Consider the following 20483-nt stretch of genomic DNA (forward strand, 5'->3'; position numbering starts at 1 on the left):
ATCGATAATCTGATCCATTGGCTACAAGTAGTGAAGGAGACGGAATCGATTCTGAAGAAGCGGTAGCGGTCGCCTTTGTCTCCGAATTTCAAACCTTTAAAAAATAAATTGAGAAATTTGGAGACAACAGCGATCGGAAGAACGATCCGTATCTGGAACGGTCACGTATGCAATCAGTATTTTTTCCTTAGTGAGTTATGAATACTTAGTAGTCTATCGACAGCACCGACATTGAGTACGAAGCCGTTTGACAGCAATTTGGGACATAACCCATAGCCGTCCGGACTTACCTTTTACCAACATCAGGACACGCACACAAGCAACTCCAGATCCCAAAGCATTAACTATATACAAACGGCAATTTGCCGCATAAAGGGTGTGAGAAACATGCAAACGAGAAGCTCGGGCAACACGCAGGGCATTGACGTCTCCCGGTACCAGGGCACGATCGATTGGGCCAAAGTGAAGGCAAGCGGCATGACATTCGTGTTCATCAAGGCGACGGAAGGGCAGACATATACCGATCCGAATTTCCAAACCAATGTGACTGGTGCATTGGCGGCAGGCATACTGGTGGGAACGTATCATTTTTTCCGCGCAACGACTACCGATGGTGCCAAGGCAGAAGCTGCACAATACGCCAGTACACTTAACAAAGTAGGAGGCGCCAAGGCGTTGCAATTACCTCCTGTCATGGACTACGAGAACAATCCGGGTAACCTGAGCAAAGCTCAGATCAACACGGTAGCCAAGGCTTTTTTAACGGAATTGCAACGTCTCACGGGTGTGAAACCGATTATATACACAGGCAATTCATTTGCCGGTAATTTCGACACATCACTCAGTTTATATGATCTATGGATTGCGCGTTACAGCAGCACCCGTGTACCGGACGACCAGCCGGCGTGGAAACGTTGGACGTTCTGGCAGTATACGGACTCGGGCAAGGTGAACGGGATCAGCGGCAACGTGGATATGAACGAGTTTCAAGGATCGGCAGCGGAATTGAAGGCAAGATATGCAACAGCAGCACCAAAGCCGCCAGAGCCATCTGAACCAACCAATCCTACAAATCCCACGAATCCAACCGAACCACCGAAAGGGGGCGAACCGATGACAGCCGAAGAGAAAGCAGCGTTTGATGCGCTGAAATCCCAGGTCGATAAACTGCAGGCGCGCCAGCAGATGGAAGTTCCAGTCTGGGCCAAAGCGGCCGTGGACGCAGCATTGGCATATGACACCAAAAATCCGCTGTTTAGCATCGATGGTGGGGCGAGTTATGATTTTTACCGTTTTATCACGGTCTTGTACCGCAGAGGTTTATTCAAAAAATAAGCCTGACCTAACTTAGAATATAAGTTGGACCCGGTTATAAAAGAAAGAACACAACAAGGGACACACGACGCATTTTGTCGAATAGTGTTCCTTTTTTGTGTTTTATGTAAATGATATTAACATATATAATAAAGTTAAAGACTTATGTCCGTAAATCTCTTGTCTAATTGATGAATGTGATGTAAAGTAAGTTACACGAAATCGATTTTTACCACTGTTTATTTACATAATCCTCCTCATCATGACAAGACTTTAACATCGAAAGTTATTGTAATGTCTCCCTGTTGTAAAATCCAACATCTCTAGATCAATTTCACAACGTATTGAAACAATCCAATCCAACCTGATTGAGAAACCATTAAATTTTACTGTTTACCAACTTTCTGTTCCAGCTAATTACCATCATTAGACTTTGCCAATAACACTTTAGCCATGACGTTTAACTCCAAGTCAAACCTTAAGCCAAACCCCATGCCAAACAACACTACCGTTCTCTCTAAATCAGCCTTTTAAGCCGCCACTAAGTCGGTACCATTCTACTGTTGCTTATTGACCTAAGTTCAATTATTACGCAACAACTACAGGCATTTATAACTCATAACCTCATCCAAAAAAACTAACAAAATGTGTGCGGTTACATCCCGTTTTACATTTCATATATAAATACGCTTTGACTTATCCAGATTTACATGACAGGTATCAAAGGCATCTAAAGCCTTTCATATGATACAAAGCACCAAACCGATCGATTGTAATCATTGGAGTTTTTTCACGCCAGTAGCACACACATTATGAGACAGGGAAGGGTGTTGTACGTATGCGAATGAGAAAAAAATGGTTATCCGGGGTCATGGCTATGGCCATGAGCACAGTGTTGATTCTGTCGGGCTGCTCCAGCACGAGTAACGAAGGTACAGGCAATTCCCCCGCTCCGGCGGAAGGTAGTGAGCCTCCGGCAGAAGTGGCCGCACAGGATACGATGATAATGGGACGTGGCGGAGATTCCGTAGCGCTGGACCCGGCAATCGTTACCGATGGGGAGTCGCTGAAGATTGGACATCAGGTTTTCGACTCATTGCTGGACTACAAAGAAGGTGGAACCGAGGTTGTTCCGGGACTGGCTGAGAGTTGGGAGATTTCGGCGGATGGACTTAAGTATGACTTCAAGCTGAAGTCCGGCGTGAAATTCCACGATGGTACTGATTTCAACGCAGAGGCTGTGGTGTTCAACTTCAATCGATGGAGTGACCCGGCCAGTGAATATAAATTTGAGGGAGATTCCTTCGACTATTATGACTCCATGTTTGGTCCGGAAGACGGACGCGTGATCAAGGAAGTGAAGGCGATTGACGAGACAACGGTCGAGTTCACCCTGAACCAGCCACAAGCACCTTTCCTGCAAAACATTGCGATGACGCCATTTGGCATTGCAAGTCCAACTGCGATTCAGGAGAAAAAAGAGAATTTCAAGAGCGAGCCAGTAGGCACAGGCCCATTTGTATTCAAAGAGTGGAAGCGGAACGACTCCATCACTCTGGAGAAGAATCCGAATTACTGGAAAGAGGGACTGCCGAAGCTGAACAAAGTGATCGTGCGCTCCATTCCGGATAACACGGCTCGCTTCAATGCGCTGCAAAACGGCGAGATTGATATCATGGAAGACCTGAACCCGGATGATCTTTCTATCCTTGAAGGAAATAGCGAGCTGCAAAAAATCGAGCGTCCACCATTTAACGTGTCATACATTGGTTTCAACTTTAAGAAAAAACCGTTTGATAACGTGAAAGTAAGACAAGCCCTCAACCATGCGGTAAACAAGCAGGGCATTATCGATGCTTTCTTTGCGGGACAAGCGCAGGCAGCGGTAAACCCGATGCCGCCAACGCTTTGGGGGTATAACGACAGTATTGAGGACTATGCTTACGATCTGGAAAAAGCAAAAGCATTACTTGCCGAAGCTGGCTATCCTGATGGATTGCCTGACCCGGTAACGTTCTACGCAATGCCGGTATCCCGACCGTATATGCCTGACGGCAAGAAGGTAGCCGAAGCGATCCAGGCCGATTTTGAGAAAATCGGAGTGACCGTAAACATCGAATCACCAGAATGGGCAACGTATCTGGATGATGCCAAAGCCGGGGTGAAAGATGACATTTACATGCTCGGCTGGACTGGCGATAACGGTGACCCGGATAACTTCCTGTACACGCTGCTCGATAAGGATGCGATCCCGGGTAACAACCGCAGCTTCTACGTCAACGAAGAATTGCATACGTTGCTGACGAGTGCGCAGAAAGAAACGGATCAGGACAAACGTGCGGAATTCTACAAGCAGGCGCAAGTGATTATTAAGGAAGATGCTCCATGGATTCCACTGGTGCACACCACTCCTATTTTGGCTGGTAAAGCGAACCTGAAAGATTTCGTACCGTCCCCATTGGGCACGGAATCCTATGCCAATGCTTATTTTGAATAACTTATATATGAGCTGAATTTAGTACTAAATAGGATCCATTAGTTCAAAGCGCTGGCGTACACGCAATGCTTGGCAGAACCCACATCAGGATGTAACGATCTAAAGCATGCATGTCTGCCAGCGCTTTTTATACGTTAAAGGCAGGTGAATGAGGAGTGAACAGTTACATCGTCAAACGTGTACTCGTGTTACTGCCCGTGCTGCTGGGCATGACCCTGATCGTCTTTTCCATTATCCACGCCATTCCGGGTGATCCGGCCGAGACCATACTCGGGCAAAAGGCAACCGAACAATCCAAGCAAGCTCTGCGTGACCAGCTCGGACTGGACAAACCATGGTTTCAACAATATTTCGCTTATCTGGGCGACCTGTTTAAGGGAGATCTGGGCACATCCATCCGCACCAAGGTTCCCATTGCCCAGGAAATTGTGCCATATCTGACAGCGACCCTCGAATTAACGATGGCGAGTATGCTGTTTGCGATCATTATTGGCGTGAATGCCGGGATTGTCAGTGCGTGGAAACATAACTCGTGGTTCGATTACTGCTGCATGGTCATTGCATTGGTGGGCGTGTCGATGCCGATTTTCTGGCTCGGGTTGATGGAACAGTGGCTGTTTGCGAACAAACTGCACTGGCTGCCGTCCATCGGCAGAATGAATGCGCGAGATCCGATCGAAGCCATTACGGGCTTGTATGTGTTGGATACGATGATTGCCGGACGATGGGATCAGCTGTGGACAGTAACAAAACATTTGCTGCTGCCAAGTATAGCACTCGGCACGATTCCGATGGCCGTTATTGCCCGGATGACGCGTTCCAGCATGCTCGAAGTAATGAGTTCGGATTATATCCGAACCGCGAAGGCGAAAGGACTCGGCCCGTTTTTCGTCGTATATGGACATGCGTTGAAAAATGCGTTTATTCCCGTGCTCACCGTCATCGGCATACAGACCGGATCTTTGCTGGGTGGAGCCGTGCTGACCGAAACGATCTTTGCTTGGCCTGGTGTTGGGCGCTATATATATGAAGCAATTAGTTCGAGGGATTATCCGGTGATCCAAAGCGGCATTCTGATCGTGGCATTCTTCTTCGTAGTGATCAACCTGATTGTGGACTTGCTGTACGCCGTATTCGATCCGCGTATTAGTTATAAATGAGTATGAACAGAAGGGAGACGCCGCATGGCCAAATTATCGACTAATACCGGAGCATCTATTGACGCCGCGTCAGCACGTGCATCAGGTCCATGGCGGGAAGCCTGGAGAACGTTTCGGAAAAATCGGCTTGCGCTGGCAGGCTTGATCATTATCGTTTTTTTCATCCTATTGGCCTTTGCTGCCCCGTACATTGCCCCGTATGATTACAAAGAGCAGGTACTCACGGATCGTCTGCAAGCCCCTTCGGCAGAGCATTGGTTCGGTACCGATGATCTCGGGCGTGACGTATTCTCCAGAGTGCTGCATGGAGCGCGCATTTCATTGTGGGTTGGTTTCTTCTCTGTTATTGGCTCTATTATTGCGGGGGCTTTGCTTGGTCTGATTGCCGGATATTATGGAAAATGGGCAGACATGCTCATCTCACGTTTGTTCGATATCTTGCTCGCTTTCCCGGCGATACTACTGGCAATTGCCATTGTGGCGATTCTTGGCCCGTCCTTGCAAAATGCATTACTCGCGATAGCGATCGTGAACATCCCGACCTACGGACGACTAGTGCGTTCAAGGGTACTTAGCTTGAGACAGGAGGAATTCATTACATCAGCACGTACGCTGGGGGCTGGCAATATGCGAATTCTGTTCCGGCACATCTTGCCCAATAGTCTCACCCCGCTCATCGTTCAAGGCACACTGGGGATTGGAACAGCGATTATTGAAGCGGCTGCGCTCGGATTTCTCGGCATGGGGGCCCAACCACCTGACCCGGAATGGGGCAAAATGCTGTCGGATTCCCGCCAGTTTCTGCAAAAAGCACCGTGGACGCTTATTTTCCCAGGACTCTCTATCATGTTCACCGTGCTTGGTTTCAACTTGTTGGGCGACGGCCTGCGCGATACCCTTGATCCAAAGATGGCCAAAAAATAGAGGCTTGAAGTTTGCTTCACTATTTTTATCTCTAACTACGTCTTCGTCGTTGTTCCAACTCTAACGAATCTCGTAGGCCTTATTTTTTTCCGCCAATATCGCAATTTAACGAACTTCACACGCGCTATTTGGTGATAAATAATCTTGCGATTGGGCCCAAAATGTTGGTCAATGGGGAACAATAACGTGTCTACGATTCGTTAAGGTATGTAAACCTTTTAAAAAGGCCGATTAACGTCTGTGCGGTTCGTTAGAGTATGTCCTGTCACTGTTGCCGAAGACGGTCAACCAGCGCGTCAGTCTCTGCACAGCAAGACGGAAGATACTTCAAGATTTGAGACACGTCTGATGTGAATGTTGTAATAATAGACACTGGACCTACATCTCACACATATTTCAATCTTTCCTAATGCCGGTTCGAACTTTGGTTCGAGTCGGCTTTTGTATTGCATGATGTATTGAGCTAAAATGGGTAGAGATGCGCAAAACTTAAAGTGTTACTCGATGATTTTGTTAAAATAACCGCCATCGTATTGACACCCAATTTTCCCATATGTTATATAAAAGGAAGGGTTTAGCACTCCGGTCATCAGAGTGCTAACAAATGATGTTTTTACTACACGACTACATATGGAATGATTGGTTTTTTGAATATGGATTAAGTTAACTTTGAATAGGACATGCAGAGCTAAGGAGACACAATAAACTTGAAGAAGCGGCTCTCCACGTTTAACAACAGATTCACTTCATTGATGATCTCAATCCTAAAAATCAGTTCCTGATCAGATGCAAAAGTAGTGGAGGGGACGAAATCGATTTGGAGGAAGCGAAGCGTTCGCCTTTATCACTGAATTTCTCCCTTTTTAAAAAGGGATCAAAGAAATTCGGGGATAACAGCGATCCGAAAAACGATTCGTAACCGGAACGGCTACATTGCAGAACGTCATGCACTTATTTCTACAATGAGTCATTAGAGTCAATCACAATATCTGTGGACCAGCGCGATTAAAGGTTTTGGAGTCTACTAATCGCCCAAGGATTATTTCAGTTACTTTCTATATTTAACCAAATCATTCTATACCCAATTTGAAAGGAGACACCCATTCATGGCTAAAAAAGAATTCCAGGCTGAATCCAAACGCTTGCTGGATATGATGATCAACTCCATTTACACCCAAAGAGAAATCTTCTTGAGAGAACTGATCTCCAACTCCAGTGACGCCATTGACAAAATATATTACAAAGCACTGACTGACGATACACTCGTTTTCAACAAAGAGGACTACTACATCAAGCTTACCATCGACAAAGAAAACCGTACGCTTACGCTCACTGATACAGGAATCGGGATGACCCAGGAAGAGCTGGAGAACAATCTGGGAGTTATCGCGAAGAGCGGCTCGCTGGCGTTCAAGAAAGAGAATGAAGCCAAAGACGGCCACAACATCATTGGACAATTCGGGGTTGGTTTCTACTCCGCATTTATGGTGGCAGACAAGCTGGCGGTAACGAGTAAAACGTTGGGCAGCGACGAAGCATGGAAATGGGAATCCGAAGGTGCGGATGGGTACACGATCTCGCCAGCCGAGAAAGATTCCGTGGGTACGGAAATCGTCCTGACGATCAAACAAAATACCGAAGAAGATTCGTATGACGAATTTTTGGAAGAGTACCGCTTGAGATCCATCATCAAGAAATACTCCGACTTCATTCGTTACCCAATCAAGATGGATGTGACAGGTCAGCGTGCAAAAGAGGGTACGGAGAACGAATTCGAAGAGTACAAAGAAGAGCAAACCGTGAACAGCATGGTGCCGATCTGGCGTAAAAATAAAAGCGAACTGACCGAAGAAGATTACAACAACTTCTATATGGAAAAACGCTACGGTTTTGACAAACCGCTCAAACACCTGCACATCAGCGCAGATGGCGCAGTGGTATATAATGCGATCCTGTTTATCCCGGAGAACACACCATTCGATTATTATACAAAAGAGTATGAAAAAGGGCTTGAACTGTACTCTAACGGTGTATTGATCATGGACAAATGCGGTGATTTGCTGCCAGATTACTTTGGATTTGTAAAAGGTATGGTGGACTCGGAAGATCTGTCCCTGAACATCTCCCGTGAAATGCTGCAACACGATCGTCAGCTCAGCCTGATCGCGAAGAACATCAAGAACAAAATCAAGAGCCAACTGCAAAGCTTGCTCAAGGACGAGCGTGAGAATTACGAGAAGTTCTATCAAGCGTTTGGCCGTCAGTTGAAGTATGGTGTATACAGCGACTATGGCGTGAACAAGGACACTCTGCAGGATCTGCTTTTGTTCTCTTCTTCCAAGGAGAAAAAGCTGGTTAGCCTGGACGAGTACGTTTCCAGAATGCCTGAAGATCAGAAGTACATCTACTACGCATCCGGTGAATCCATTGAACGAATTGAGAAGCTGCCACAGATCGAGGGTGTACTCGACAAAGGTTATGAAGTATTGTACTTCACCGATGACATCGATGAGTTTGCAATCAAGATGATCACAAACTACAAAGAGAAAGAATTCAAATCTATCTCCAGCGGTGATCTGGGCATCGAGGACAGTACAGACAAAGAAGAAACAGACGCACAGGACAACGACAACAAAGAGTTGTTCGAAGCGATGCAAGCACAGCTTGGCGGCAAAGTAAAAGCTGTTAAAGCTTCCAAACGCCTGAGAAGCCATCCGGTATGTTTGTCCACCGAAGGTGAGCTGACGATTGAGATGGAGAAAATCCTGAAAGCCATGCCGAACAGCGAAAATGTACAGGCAGACAAAGTGCTGGAGATCAACGTAAATCACGATGTCTTCAAATCCCTGAAAGACGCATTTGCACAGGATAAAGAGAAATTGAGCCTGTACACAAGCTTGCTGTATCATCAAGCACTGCTGATCGAAGGACTGCCGATTCAAGACCCGGTAGAGTTCACCAACGATATCTGCAAAGTTATGGTTTAACCTAACCCACTATCTCCACCCGACAGGGCATTTGCCCTGTCGGTTTTTTTATTTTTACCTCATTACCCATACAGGGAGGGGATGGGGAAGACAGACTATCATATCATCAAATTTCATATGGTATTTTTATAAGTTGAACTTGATATTTACTGTTTTTTCGCGAGAAAATGGTGAATACCATTATTGTATTTATGGACAGCCGAAAGTAGTGAAGGGGACGGAATCGATTCTGAAGAAGCGAAGCGGTCGCCTTTGTCTCTGGGTTTTCCCCTTTAAAAAGGGAATTCAGAAAACCTGGAGACAACAGCGATCGGAAGAACGATCCGTAACCGGAACGGCTACTACGCACAGCGAGTACTTATTTGGTTTTCTGTCTGCGGAGTGATGTAGTGTAAATAATAATTTCATTTTATATCATTATCATTAGGTGCACGGATGATAGTCTGGCGGGGTATAATAAGAGAAGTCGACTGTGCATCACAAGTTGATGTGAGAAGAGATGACAATCGCAGACAGGTTTTGCTTTTCGAAACTGTAGAATATGTGTATAATCACTCAAAATAGAGACAGTTGGCTAGGAGTGATCAACATGCAATGGAACGATCTGAGAGAACATAGACAATATCCTGAACTAACAAAACTGGATGGGGCTCGTGCAGCCTATGAGCGGGACTATTCCAGACTGATACATTCACCGACTTTTCGTCGGCTGCAAGGCAAATCGCAGGTGTTTGGTGCAGGAACGGGCGATTATTATCGCACACGATTGACCCACTCCCTGGAGGTGGCGCAGATTGCCCGAGAAGCGGCAAGAAGCTTGCTGCGTCGCTACCCGGAGGTGGAGTTGAATCAGGCGGACAACCCCGGACTGATTATTGATTCGGAAGTGGTGGAATGTGCCGCGATTGCGCATGACTTCGGTCACCCGCCTTTTGGGCATAAAGGGGAAGAAGTGCTGGATGGCATCCTCGATGATCTCATTAACACTGAGGTCAAGAAAATCATGAAGAAAAATCGTGGGGCCAAATCACCTCAACCGGAACCGGAGATTCGTGCAGAGCTAAAGCGGAAATATGAGCACTTTGAAGGTAACGCGCATAACTTCCGCCTCATTATGTATTTGGAAAAACGGGAAGATATCGATGGGCTGAACCTGTCGGATGCGGTGCTGCTTGGCATTAACAAGTATCCGTATCCTGGCACGGAGAGCAAGAAAGGCATGTATCATCATGAATGGCAGTATATCCGCGAGATTCGCAATCGTTGGCACATCCCTGCTGGCAAAAAGACGCTTGAAGCGCAGCTGATGGACCTCTGCGATGATATTGCGTATTCCGCACATGATCTGGAAGATGGCATCAAGGCAGGCAAAATCGAAGTACATGAGCATTTCCTGCAAGATCCGCATATCAATCGATTGATTGTGGATAAGATTACGACACTGGAGGATCTGTTCTGGAACGGATGGACAAGGGAAGCGATTGGCAAAAAAGTTGAAGAAGTCCTCGCTTCGTTCCTACGCATCTGGAATGAAAAGATGCCGTTCTGTGAGAATGATTACTCACGAACCCGCCGTGAGGTCAAGGCTTACTGGGTCAGCCTTTTTGTCGCTAGCCTGGGGGTTATTGATAACGGAGACTGGAAAAAGGTGACGTTTGTCCGTGAAGGCGCCGAGGACCTGGATATGCTCCGTACGGTGAGTGTGCTCAAGAGCTTTGCCTGGGTGACCATGATTCGCGACCTGCGTGTGCAGAGGCTGCAAAAGCGCAGCGAATGGATGATTAAACGTCTGTGGGATGCTTTCCTTGATCCGGAAACGTCCAAATCCATTATCCCGTCCGATTGGCTGCAACGCTATGAGAAGGATCAGGCGAAAGCAAATCCGATCTGGACTTGGGAGCACATGGTGATTGATTATATTGCCGGGATGACGGACGCGTTTGCCGAGAAAATATACAATGAACTGTACGGTCTCAAGGTTGGTTCCATCTACGATCTGGATTAGAGATAAGCTAGACGAAGGGAGATGAGACGCTTGGGCGCGAAGATCAGTGGAAAATACAATCTGGGCGTACTTGACCTTGTCCCAAGGTTGAACGGCGCCACAGCAGAGCAGGCGCTTCAACAATCCGTTACACTTGCGCAGCATGCTGAAGCATGGGGCTATTCAAGGTACTGGACGTCGGAGCACCATGATATGGACGAACTTGCATCAGCATCACCGGAAGTGCTGCTTGCTCATATTGGTGCGCGAACGAACACGATCCAGCTTGGCTCCGGTGCCGTACTGTTACCACATTATAGCCCGCTTAAGGTAGCGGAGTCGTTTCGACTATTGGCGGCGCTCTACCCGGGGCGAATTGAGTTAGGCTTGGGACGTGCTCCTGGGGGCGGTCCCCATGCAACGATGGCCTTGAGTGGCAATTATTTGCAGCATGTATCCAAGTTGCCAGAATCGCTCGCGGCACTGACCGAACTACTGGAAGATCGTTACACTTATGAAGAACATCCGGTGACAGCCCGCCCGATTCCGGAACTTCCATTATCCTTATGGATGTTGGGTACCAACGTGAAGAGTGCTGAGTTTGCTGCACGTTTCGGTATGGGGTATGTATTCGGACAATTCATGAGTGATGCGGATGGTACGGAGGCTGTGCGGCGTTATCGGGAGGGCTTTATCCCCAGCGCCAATAGGAAAGAGCCGGAGGTTATGGTTGCTGTAAGTGTGCTGTGTGCGGAGACGCAGGAAGAGGCGTTGTCCTGGAGCCGCGAAATGGCGGAGAGACGTAGAGCCGCTGGAAAAGAAAACTCAACGCAGTCTGACAATGTCAGCACAAGTACCGGCACCAACGACATGACCGATGCCAATGAGAATGAGGTACAACGGCATTATGCCGGTACACCTGAACAAGTCTCGAAACAGTTGCAGCAGGTGTGCCAAAGGCTGAATACGGATCGGCTGCTTGTCGTGACAACTGGACCAGATTACGAGAGAAGGTTGGCTTCATACAAGTTGCTGGTGAACGCATAAGAGGGCGGCTGCTAGCCGTTCTGATACAAAGAATGGCGGGTTCCATACCGCCTATCTGCATGGATTCAAATCGTAAGAGCTGCAGATCGGATATTTGCCGTATGCTGCAGCTCTTTTTTGCTTCATTTAACTCTGAATTTTACATCATTCGATTGCGTTCAACAGATGATGTGGAATAATCACAAGATTTTACAAAATAAAGCATGACTAAAACAAAAGAATGTTATAATACTTTACGTCTCTTTTCCTATAGATATAATATAGAAAAGAGTAATTTGCAAGATGCCAAAAGAAGGGTAAAACAGCGACAAAAGCACCTAAAATACGGAAGTGGCCGAAGATGGGCACAAGGGGGAAATCATATGTTCAGCAGATTCAGGATCAAGAGTATCGGTCTGCGTATCAGCATCGCGTTCTATCTATTAATCCTCTGTTTAATTCTTCTTAGTGTCACGATTGTTACACAAATGAACTCGATGGAAAGAAACACGAATATGATCACCAATAACTGGATGCCCTCCATCCAGCAGATTAACCGATTGAATTATACAACAGAACATATTTTGTCATTGAGCTATCGTCACTTTGATGCACAGGCAGGGGCCAAAGCGGACCTTGCTGAAGAGCGCACCAAATACATTCGCGAAACGGCTCAGGCTATTAAAATATATGATCAGCAGCAGAAGACGGATGAAGAAAAAGAACATTGGGAAGCTTTAAAGACCAAGTGGGAAGCTTACCTGAAGATTAACACGCAATCCATCAAGCTGAGTGATGAAGGTCAGGAACAACTGGCTAAGGAAGTATCCGAAAAAGGGGCCGCCTCCTTCGATGCCATGCAAGTCCATCTGGACTATCTGGTGGATTACAATCAGGAGCAATCCGATCTCTCAGCAGCTCAGACGATCAGATCCGTACAGGATGGCCGAATCATTATCGTCATTGGTGTTCTCGTGATGATTATCATTACGGCGATTGCGATCCCGATTATCCGTTCACAAGTTGTCAAACCGCTGCTTCGGGTGATCAGTGCTGTGAAGCTGATTGCGGAGGGTCAATTAAATGTTCAGGACATACATACCAAACATGAAGACGAAGTTGGTGTACTTGCCAAAGCCGTGAATGACATGAAAGGTAATCTGACCTCCATGGTACTGAATGTCAGACGAATCGCTGAAGCCGTTAACCGCCAAAGCAGCGAACTGGCCATTTCCTCTGAAGAGGTTAAGATCGGCAGTCGCCAAATTGCCATAACGATGGAAGAGTCGGCAAAGGCGGCAGAGAGTCAGGCGGAAACGGCTGTTGAATCTGCCCGTACGGTCGAGGGATTGAACGCACATATCCAGCAACATTCCGAGCAGGGAAATCAGCTTCGACTAATGTCGGACCTGATTCTGAAACAAGGACAGACCGGTCGCGAGTCCATGGAGCAATCCGTGAACCAAATGTTACAGATTGCCGGCGCAGTTTCGTCTTCCATGAACAAGATGGAACAGCTGGACCGCAAAAACGAAGATATATCACAGTTGGTTCAAGTCATTCATGACATTGCGCGCCAGACCAACCTGCTCGCATTGAATGCCTCCATTGAAGCTGCCCGTGCAGGGGAGAGTGGACGCGGATTTGCAGTTGTTGCAGCAGAAGTACGGAAGTTGTCTGAAGCCGTTCGGACCTCTGTAGAGGAGATTACAGTCATCACGGAGGATATCCAGAAGGATTCTCAGGGTGTTGTTGAGGAATTGCGAACAGGTGTACTGGAAACAGAGCGCGGGCAACAGCAAGTACGTAATTCCGGCAATCTGTTCCGTACCATTAGTGAGTCGGTCGAGGGGATGGTCCAAGTCATTGGTACAATGACGGATGGACTGGAAGGCATGCAGGAAGCGAGCGGACGCATGAATGATTTCAGTCAACAAATTTCGGCAGTATCCGAGGAATCCGCGGCAAGTGTAGAGGAAGTGTCAGCTTCGGCCGAGGAACAGGTGAGTTCGATGGAAACAATTAGCGGCAATATTCAAACCCTGAAAGATCTGTCCGAAGATCTGCTTTCTTCCATTGAAAAATTAAAAATATAAAACATCTTCTTATAATAGAAGAAACATGAAGGACGGCTACCATATTGAGCTCTACAAACAGCAAAGATTCATTTGTCGGAAGTTATGTATATACCTTCGCTTGCCATGAGAATGAACGTGCCCTATGTGAATTGGAATTGGGAACGATGCTCGTTCCTGGGACAGATTTTGGTTCAGGAGTTCACGCCTATGTTCACTCCGATGTTTGTATTCCACCAGGTAGAAGTCCATTTGTCCGGGGCAGATTGGATGTGATGGCTGAAGCGGATACAGTGGCAGGTCTGAAACCTGCTGCTTCGCAAATCGATCTGTCATCTGGTGAAACGTTCAAGGTTGTCTGTTTGAAAGAGGGCGATGACATGCCGGATTATGCGCATTCCCGTCTACTGGAAAAAGAGTTGGGCATGTGCATTCAAGGCAAAGCTATGATGAAACAGCCTGACGTAACTTTTGGACTAATGCATGTGAATGGAAAATGGCTCTTCGGTCAATGGAAAGAAGCCGATCGCTCGTGGCAAACCCATCATCAGAAGCCACAGAATTACTCCACAGGCCTTGGTGTTACGTTAGCCAGAGCGTTGGTCAATATTGCTATTCCACAAGTGGAGGGACATCAGTTGCTCGATCCATGCTGCGGAATGGGAACCGTTGTAATTGAGGCATTGTCGATGGGAATTGAAGCCAAAGGAAATGATTTGAACCCTTTGGCAGTACATGGGGCACGCATTAATCTTCCTCATTATGGGTATGATCCAGCCAGAATTACCCTCGGGGATATGAATGATTTGGAAGGTTTCTACGATGCAGCTATTCTGGACATGCCATATAATCTCTGTTCTGTTCTTCCGGATGAGGAACAACTTGCCATGTTGAAGAGTTTGAAGAGACTTGCAGGACGGGCAGTGATCGTTTCCACCGAATGGGTGGAGGGGCACATTCTGGATGCCGGATGGAACATCGATCAGTATCGAACGGTGAGCAAAGGCACGTTTATACGTCACATTTGGCTGTGCGCTTAGAACGACTGCGCTGAAATAACAGAAAAAACCTCCATACCGGAAAAAATCCATTTTCCGGTATGGAGGTTTTTGATTTTAGTAGGGAAAATACCTTACATGAATTTGTACAATTTCACATAGGAACATCTAGAATTTTTAGTATTTATGACTATAATTCACCAGATTGAGCGGGAGAGTTCTTCCGGCGATATATGCTTCCAAATTTTGAACGAAAATATCAAGTGCCCGCTCGGTGTATTGCTCTGTACTGCCTGCAATGTGCGGCGTAATCAGGACGTTCTCCTTACCCCACAGTGGATGATCGGCAGGGAGCGGTTCTTCCTCGAATACGTCAAGTGCAGCAAAGGCAACCTTTCCACTGTCCAGTGCACCCAGCAGAGCTTCTGTATTCACGCTTGGACCACGTCCAACATTGACGAAACAGGAACCGGATTTGAAATGCTCAAATGCAGTCTGATTATAGATATGATGGGTTTCATCTGTGAGTGGCAAAATATTGATAACGTAATCGCCTTGCCCCAGTGCTTCATATAGGCCGGACATATTGTACATTTGGTCTACATTTGGAACGTCTTTTCCGGAGCGCCGAACTCCAATGACGTTCATGCCTAGCGCTTTGAGAATGCGCGCGGTTTCTGATCCGATCTCGCCCACACCGACGATGACCGCTGTTTTGCCATGCAATTCCGGAAGAGGTTTGCCTGGGGATTTCCATTCCGCCTGCTGCTGGTGCAGCATCGCTTGTCTAAGCCAGCGGCTGTGGGACAACATCATACCCAGAATAATTTCGGTAATGGGAATGGCATGTACGCCATTAGCACTGGTTAACATTATGTTTTTTTGTTCCAAATCTGAGAAAGGAAGGTTGTCCACACCTGCGGACCAAACCTGAACCCATTTTAAAGGGCTGTTTTCTTTCAGTGCATGTTCGGTTACCAGAGGAGACCAGCCTAAGACAATTTCGGCTTCTTTTAACTCCGATGTGTCAATCTCTTTGGCTTTGCCAACCGTAAGTGTATAACCTGGTGCTGCATCCAGAATGCGTTGTTGCTGCTTTGTCGACAAGGATGGGAAACATACAATTTTACCCATAGTTAGTGGCCTCCTGAATTGAAATAAGTTGTGGTATTAGTTTAGCAGAAAAGAAGACGATGTGCGTAAAAGGCAGGAATACAGCCTCATGTGCAAATCCCAAAAATTGTGTCACTCTATACTTAACCAGCTTGAAACGATAGAGACGACTGTGAAATAATAAAACGAACTTTAGAAGAGGTGTATACCATGAATAACTATTCACATTCACATACCGATCTTCCATCCCGACGGGAACGATTATTTATTGCACTCCGTATGCCGGCACATATTCAGAATTTACTTCGGATGTCTGCGGAACAGGTGCAAGGAAAGCTTGATTTTCGCAAATGGACGGACTACCGGGATTATCATATTACACTGCAATTTCTGGGAGATACCCTTGTAAGTGACATTGGACATCTGCGTAAAGCGCTGCGTTCGGCAACGGCCGGGTTCCAGCCTTTTGAACTGCAATTATCCGGATGGGGAACGTTTGGTCTGGAAGAAGCGCCAAAGGTGTTGTGGAAGGGTGTTGAGGGAGAAACGGATCAACTTCATCTTCTGCAAAAACAGATCGTGGGCGCAACTTCTTCCCTTGGATTTGAGGCGGAATTAAGACCTTATTCTCCTCATATTACGATTGCGCGTAAATTTCTGGGCCAAAACCCAGGAAATGAAGATAAAGGGATATTTGGAGTGCTTCCAGGGCAGTTTTTAGGTGTTAATTCTTGGATGGTCCAAGATTTTGTGCTTTATGTGACACAGCCAGGTCAGGCGCCGATGTATGACGTCGTGGATACGTTTTCTTTTTCCTGAAACTCATTGATATGACATAAAATCACATTGACATAACGTTATTCCCTATGTAATATTAGCCATCGTTATTCAAATTCTTTTTTTGTGGTTACTTAGATTAGGGAATTGTTTCGACAGGAGGAATCTTCGAATGGATATTATAAGCAAGAATCGTTGGGTGGCACCGATGTTATCTGTGCTGCTTGTATGTATAGTGGGGGCTAACGTCGTTCAGGCGACTGGAAAATGGAATGAGGCAAGTGATAGCAAACAGATGACCGAACTTGCGGCATCAGCAGAAAATAGCGAAAATTCTTTTAGCGGAGACAGGCGCATGACGGAAGACGGGACAAGTCTATCTTCTGATGCGTCTACACAGACTGATAACTGGACCAATTCGCTTCCGGCCAAGAACTGGCTGACGGCTGCCCAGGAAGAGCAGGAACAGAAAGAAGCCAAGGCTAAACATGCGGCCCGAGCTGCAGCAGCGGCCAAAGCGAAGAAAGAAGCAGCTCTGAAATTGGCCAAGATAGAGCATGCCAAAGCGGTAGCTGCAATTACGACTCCCCCCCAAAAACTTTACTTTACACGGACCAAACTCCTGAACCAGGAAGACTCGAAACTTGCAACCTGGTCATACAGTGTGTCCGATAAAGAGCTGCTTCTGCTGCAAAAAATCGTCATGGCAGAGGCGGAAGGTGAACCGTACGAAGGCAAAGTGGCAGTTGCCAATGTTGTCTTAAACCGGCTGCGGTCAGCCAATTTTCCCGATACCATTTACAAAGTAATCTACCAGAAATCTCAATTCAGTCCTGTAGCGAACGGGCGCTTGAAACGTGTTACTCCTAATGAGGACAGTATCAAGGCGGTTAATGCAGCACTGAATGGGAAAAAGGAAGTCGCCGATGATACGTATTATTTCTTGTCATTGACGCTTGCGGACGATCTGACAGTGGCTCGTTCCCAGAAAAAAGTAAAAACGATCGGGCATCATACTTTTTACAAGTAATTGACCCGTAAATTCTGCAAACAGGCAGGGTAGTTAACTATGTATTCGCTACATAGACCTTGAAAAGCCCTGTAATGCAGTTTTATTTCGTCGTTTTTAATTTGATTGGTGATGAGAGTTTGTTATTTAAATTACCCTTTTTACCAGCTAATCATACAGAAATATGAATGAAATAAAAGAAGGTTCCCTTCCGGATTAATGGAGGGGAACCTTCTTTATGCATGTCTTTAAGAGATGAAACGCCTTCGTAGAACGATTAGAAGGGGTCATAGAGCTGCTAGAATGGGATTCGGGTACCTGACAGCGAAGTTGCTCCAATTCCGGCTGTGAAGCGCTCCTTGGGCGCTGATGTGACTTCCGCTGTGGCCGGGAACAATAAATCATGGACAGCCTGGGCACAACAGGTTGGATCGTAGGTGTTTTTGCTCCCTAATTTGTGGACTGATTTCAGCTGACTTTCAGCTTCACGTGGTGCATAGATCTGCTCACACAAATGCCTGAAGCGATTGGTTATAGCGTCAGCAGAGTGAATCACCTGGCCGTATCCGGCTTGTACAAAATATTCACAGTTCTCTTCTTCCTGTCCCGGCAATGGAGGTACGAATAACATCGGCAAGCCTTTAGCCAATGCTTCTGTACAAGTCATGCCACCTGGTTTCGTAATGAGCACATCGGATACGTCCATCAGTTTGCTGACCTCACGGGTATACCCAAGAATGCGTATATTCGGATGTTGGAAGCAGGACATTTCTTTCAGCTTGGCAATCATTTTCTCATTGCTTCCCAGACAGAACAGCAGCTGTACACGATCCGCCCATGACGTGAGGGCCTTCATATGCTCTTCATCAAAGGAAAGACCCCATCCGCCACCCATTAGCAGAGCAGTGGGCATGTTCTGAAGCCCCATTTCCTGTCGGAGGCTTACCTTGTCTCCTGCTTCCCAGAAGTCAGGATGCACAGGAATACCGGTGATTTGGATGCGAGAGGGCTCAACACCCCTGATCTCAAGCAGAGCCTTTACCTGTGGCGTGGATACCAAATATTTGTTGACCTCGGGATTAATCCACGTTGCATGTACGTCATAGTCTGTGACCAGCGTATATAGTGGAATATTAAGTCCCTGGCGTTTCAGTCGTGAGATGACCGCATTCGGAAATGGATGAGTACAGATCACAGCATCGGGTTTCAATTGGGATACGACTTGAGCCGTCTGTGTGTAGAAAATCCGGTGCAAGGCCAGTTTGGTAAATCCGTTTAGTGATTTGTTGTATTGTGTCCGATACAGCAGACTGACCAGCTTAGGCTGAACAGTTAGCGTCTTGCGGTATGCAGACAGAATAAGCGGAGCCATGGTTGGATTTAAAAATTTGCCGAGCTCAATAACCCGACTATGCACATGTGGACTGACTTTCTTAATGCCGCTTGCGAGCGCATGGGCGGCCTGGGTGTGACCGGTGCCGAAACCTTCGGATAACAAGAGCACTCTTGGTTTTCGCATGAGTTCACCTTTATTCATCAATTTAAATTTAACATTCATAGTCATACCGCACGTTGCATTACTACAAGAATATACAGCGAAGCGGGAAATCATGTTCATTCGTTACATATTTACACTATAGTTAATGTTCTGATACATCAAAACTTCGTCTTAATCCGTGTTGTTGGAGTCATCATACACTATAGACGACGATAGAAGCAGTTTCCACTGCATTTCGGTTAAAAAAAATTAACACAATTTTTTAATGTTAGGGTTGCAATCTGATGATGAGAGTGGTAATCTTGGTTTTGACCGAATGACCGAATTGTATTTTTGGTCATTTAAAGAGGACGATCAATGAAAATGAGGAGGGATATGATGGCTCCGATTGACAGGAGACAGCAGGTCATTCATGCAGCCGCGCAGTCTTTTGCCATGTTTGGATACAAGGCAACCACGATGGATCAGGTAGCGAAGATTGCGAATGTTGGCAAGGGAACGATCTACACGTTCTTTACGAATAAGGAACAATTGTTTGATCAGATTTTGGTGGAAGTAATCCAGGAAATGAAAAACATTGCTCATCGTGAAGTTCATCAGGAAAGTGCTTTTTTTGATAATTTGTTTCGTGTGCTTGATTCATTGCTGGAGTTTCGCCGTGATCACGATTTGCTGGTTAAATTGTCCCAGGAGCTTAAGGATTTTGGAACTCTTCAGGCCAAAGAAGGTTTGGAGAAAGTGGAGAAAGTCATCTCCGATTTTCTGGCACGGGAGCTTGAGAAGGCAAGAGACAACGGAGAGATTCGTGACTGTGATCCACAGGTAGTAGCCTTTATGATGATTCGTTTGTACATTGCCCTTACCTCAGATTGGAGCAAGCAACATGAGCCGCTGAGCAAAGAGGAAATCAAGAATTACTTTCGCCTTTTCTTAATGGAAGGAATTGCTGCTGCAACGTAACCCGAATTTATTCTACTATAATATGGGTTAGTCATACGATTGAAGGCAGTGAGGCTTGTCGAAAGACAGGTTTGTTTTTTTGCTCTAAAGTGACCGTTTGAGGAAAATAGTCATTTCGTATTTCGGTAAATTTTCCGGAAGGAATCAAATTAATTTCATTA

The 20483-nt window shown here is 46.4% G+C and carries 14 protein-coding genes; 12 read left to right on the top strand and 2 right to left on the bottom strand.

The genetic code is table 11. The annotated features are described in order from the left end of the window. The first annotated feature begins 387 nt into the window (after positions 1-387). The 9 genes from RS891_RS06370 (at position 388) to RS891_RS06410 (ending at position 15007) form a co-directional block, all read left to right on the top strand. Complete coding sequence (locus RS891_RS06370) at positions 388-1335, top strand: glycoside hydrolase family 25 protein (RefSeq protein WP_315794807.1); 948 nt, start codon at positions 388-390, stop codon at positions 1333-1335. Positions 1336-2158: 823 nt separating this feature from the next. Next, positions 2159-3811: an ABC transporter substrate-binding protein gene (locus RS891_RS06375; RefSeq protein WP_315796199.1), complete on the top strand. Its 1653-nt coding sequence runs from the start codon at positions 2159-2161 to the stop codon at positions 3809-3811. Positions 3812-3966: 155 nt separating this feature from the next. Beyond that, complete coding sequence (locus tag RS891_RS06380; RefSeq protein ID WP_024632912.1) at positions 3967-4971, top strand: ABC transporter permease; 1005 nt, start codon at positions 3967-3969, stop codon at positions 4969-4971. 24 nt (positions 4972-4995) lie between these two features. Then, complete coding sequence (gene nikC, locus RS891_RS06385; protein WP_315794808.1) at positions 4996-5895, top strand: nickel transporter permease; 900 nt, start codon at positions 4996-4998, stop codon at positions 5893-5895. A gap of 1106 nt (positions 5896-7001) precedes the next feature. Then, the gene (htpG, locus tag RS891_RS06390) at positions 7002-8882 is read left to right on the top strand and encodes a molecular chaperone HtpG (protein WP_315794809.1); all 1881 of its coding nucleotides are present in this window, start codon (positions 7002-7004) and stop codon (positions 8880-8882) included. A 589-nt stretch (positions 8883-9471) separates the two neighbouring features. Beyond that, the gene (locus tag RS891_RS06395; protein WP_315794810.1) at positions 9472-10887 is read left to right on the top strand and encodes a deoxyguanosinetriphosphate triphosphohydrolase family protein; all 1416 of its coding nucleotides are present in this window, start codon (positions 9472-9474) and stop codon (positions 10885-10887) included. Between the two features lie 21 nt (positions 10888-10908). Continuing rightward, positions 10909-11913: an MsnO8 family LLM class oxidoreductase gene (locus RS891_RS06400; protein ID WP_315794811.1), complete on the top strand. Its 1005-nt coding sequence runs from the start codon at positions 10909-10911 to the stop codon at positions 11911-11913. Positions 11914-12275: 362 nt separating this feature from the next. Next, positions 12276-13988, top strand: coding sequence for a methyl-accepting chemotaxis protein (locus tag RS891_RS06405; protein WP_315794812.1), 1713 nt, complete (start codon positions 12276-12278; stop codon positions 13986-13988). Between the two features lie 44 nt (positions 13989-14032). Continuing rightward, a complete protein-coding gene (locus RS891_RS06410; protein ID WP_315794813.1) occupies positions 14033-15007 on the top strand; it encodes a TRM11 family SAM-dependent methyltransferase in 975 nt (324 codons plus the stop codon). Positions 15008-15142: 135 nt separating this feature from the next. Here RS891_RS06410 and RS891_RS06415 read toward each other — a convergent pair whose 3' ends face one another. Further along, positions 15143-16099 carry a D-2-hydroxyacid dehydrogenase gene (locus tag RS891_RS06415; RefSeq protein ID WP_113051789.1) on the bottom strand — a complete coding sequence of 319 codons (957 nt, stop codon included), beginning with the start codon at positions 16097-16099 and terminating at the stop codon, positions 15143-15145. A gap of 189 nt (positions 16100-16288) precedes the next feature. Between RS891_RS06415 and thpR the strand changes: the two genes are divergently transcribed. Together thpR and RS891_RS06425 are read left to right on the top strand one after the other, a co-directional pair. Beyond that, complete coding sequence (thpR, locus tag RS891_RS06420) at positions 16289-16897, top strand: RNA 2',3'-cyclic phosphodiesterase (RefSeq protein ID WP_113051790.1); 609 nt, start codon at positions 16289-16291, stop codon at positions 16895-16897. A gap of 130 nt (positions 16898-17027) precedes the next feature. Beyond that, complete coding sequence (locus tag RS891_RS06425) at positions 17028-17885, top strand: cell wall hydrolase (protein ID WP_315794814.1); 858 nt, start codon at positions 17028-17030, stop codon at positions 17883-17885. A gap of 277 nt (positions 17886-18162) precedes the next feature. On the opposite strand, the gene RS891_RS06430 is transcribed toward RS891_RS06425, so the two are convergent. After that, positions 18163-19383 (bottom strand): MGDG synthase family glycosyltransferase, encoded by a 1221-nt coding sequence (locus RS891_RS06430; RefSeq protein ID WP_315794815.1) that lies wholly within the window; start codon positions 19381-19383, stop codon positions 18163-18165. 357 nt (positions 19384-19740) lie between these two features. On the opposite strand from RS891_RS06430, the gene RS891_RS06435 reads away from it, so the two are divergent. Next, positions 19741-20322 (top strand): TetR/AcrR family transcriptional regulator, encoded by a 582-nt coding sequence (locus tag RS891_RS06435; RefSeq protein ID WP_090894209.1) that lies wholly within the window; start codon positions 19741-19743, stop codon positions 20320-20322. The last annotated feature ends 161 nt before the right edge of the window (positions 20323-20483 follow it).

It is taken from the genome of Paenibacillus sp. BIC5C1 (assembly GCF_032399705.1).
Classification (GTDB): domain Bacteria; phylum Bacillota; class Bacilli; order Paenibacillales; family Paenibacillaceae; genus Paenibacillus; species Paenibacillus taichungensis_A.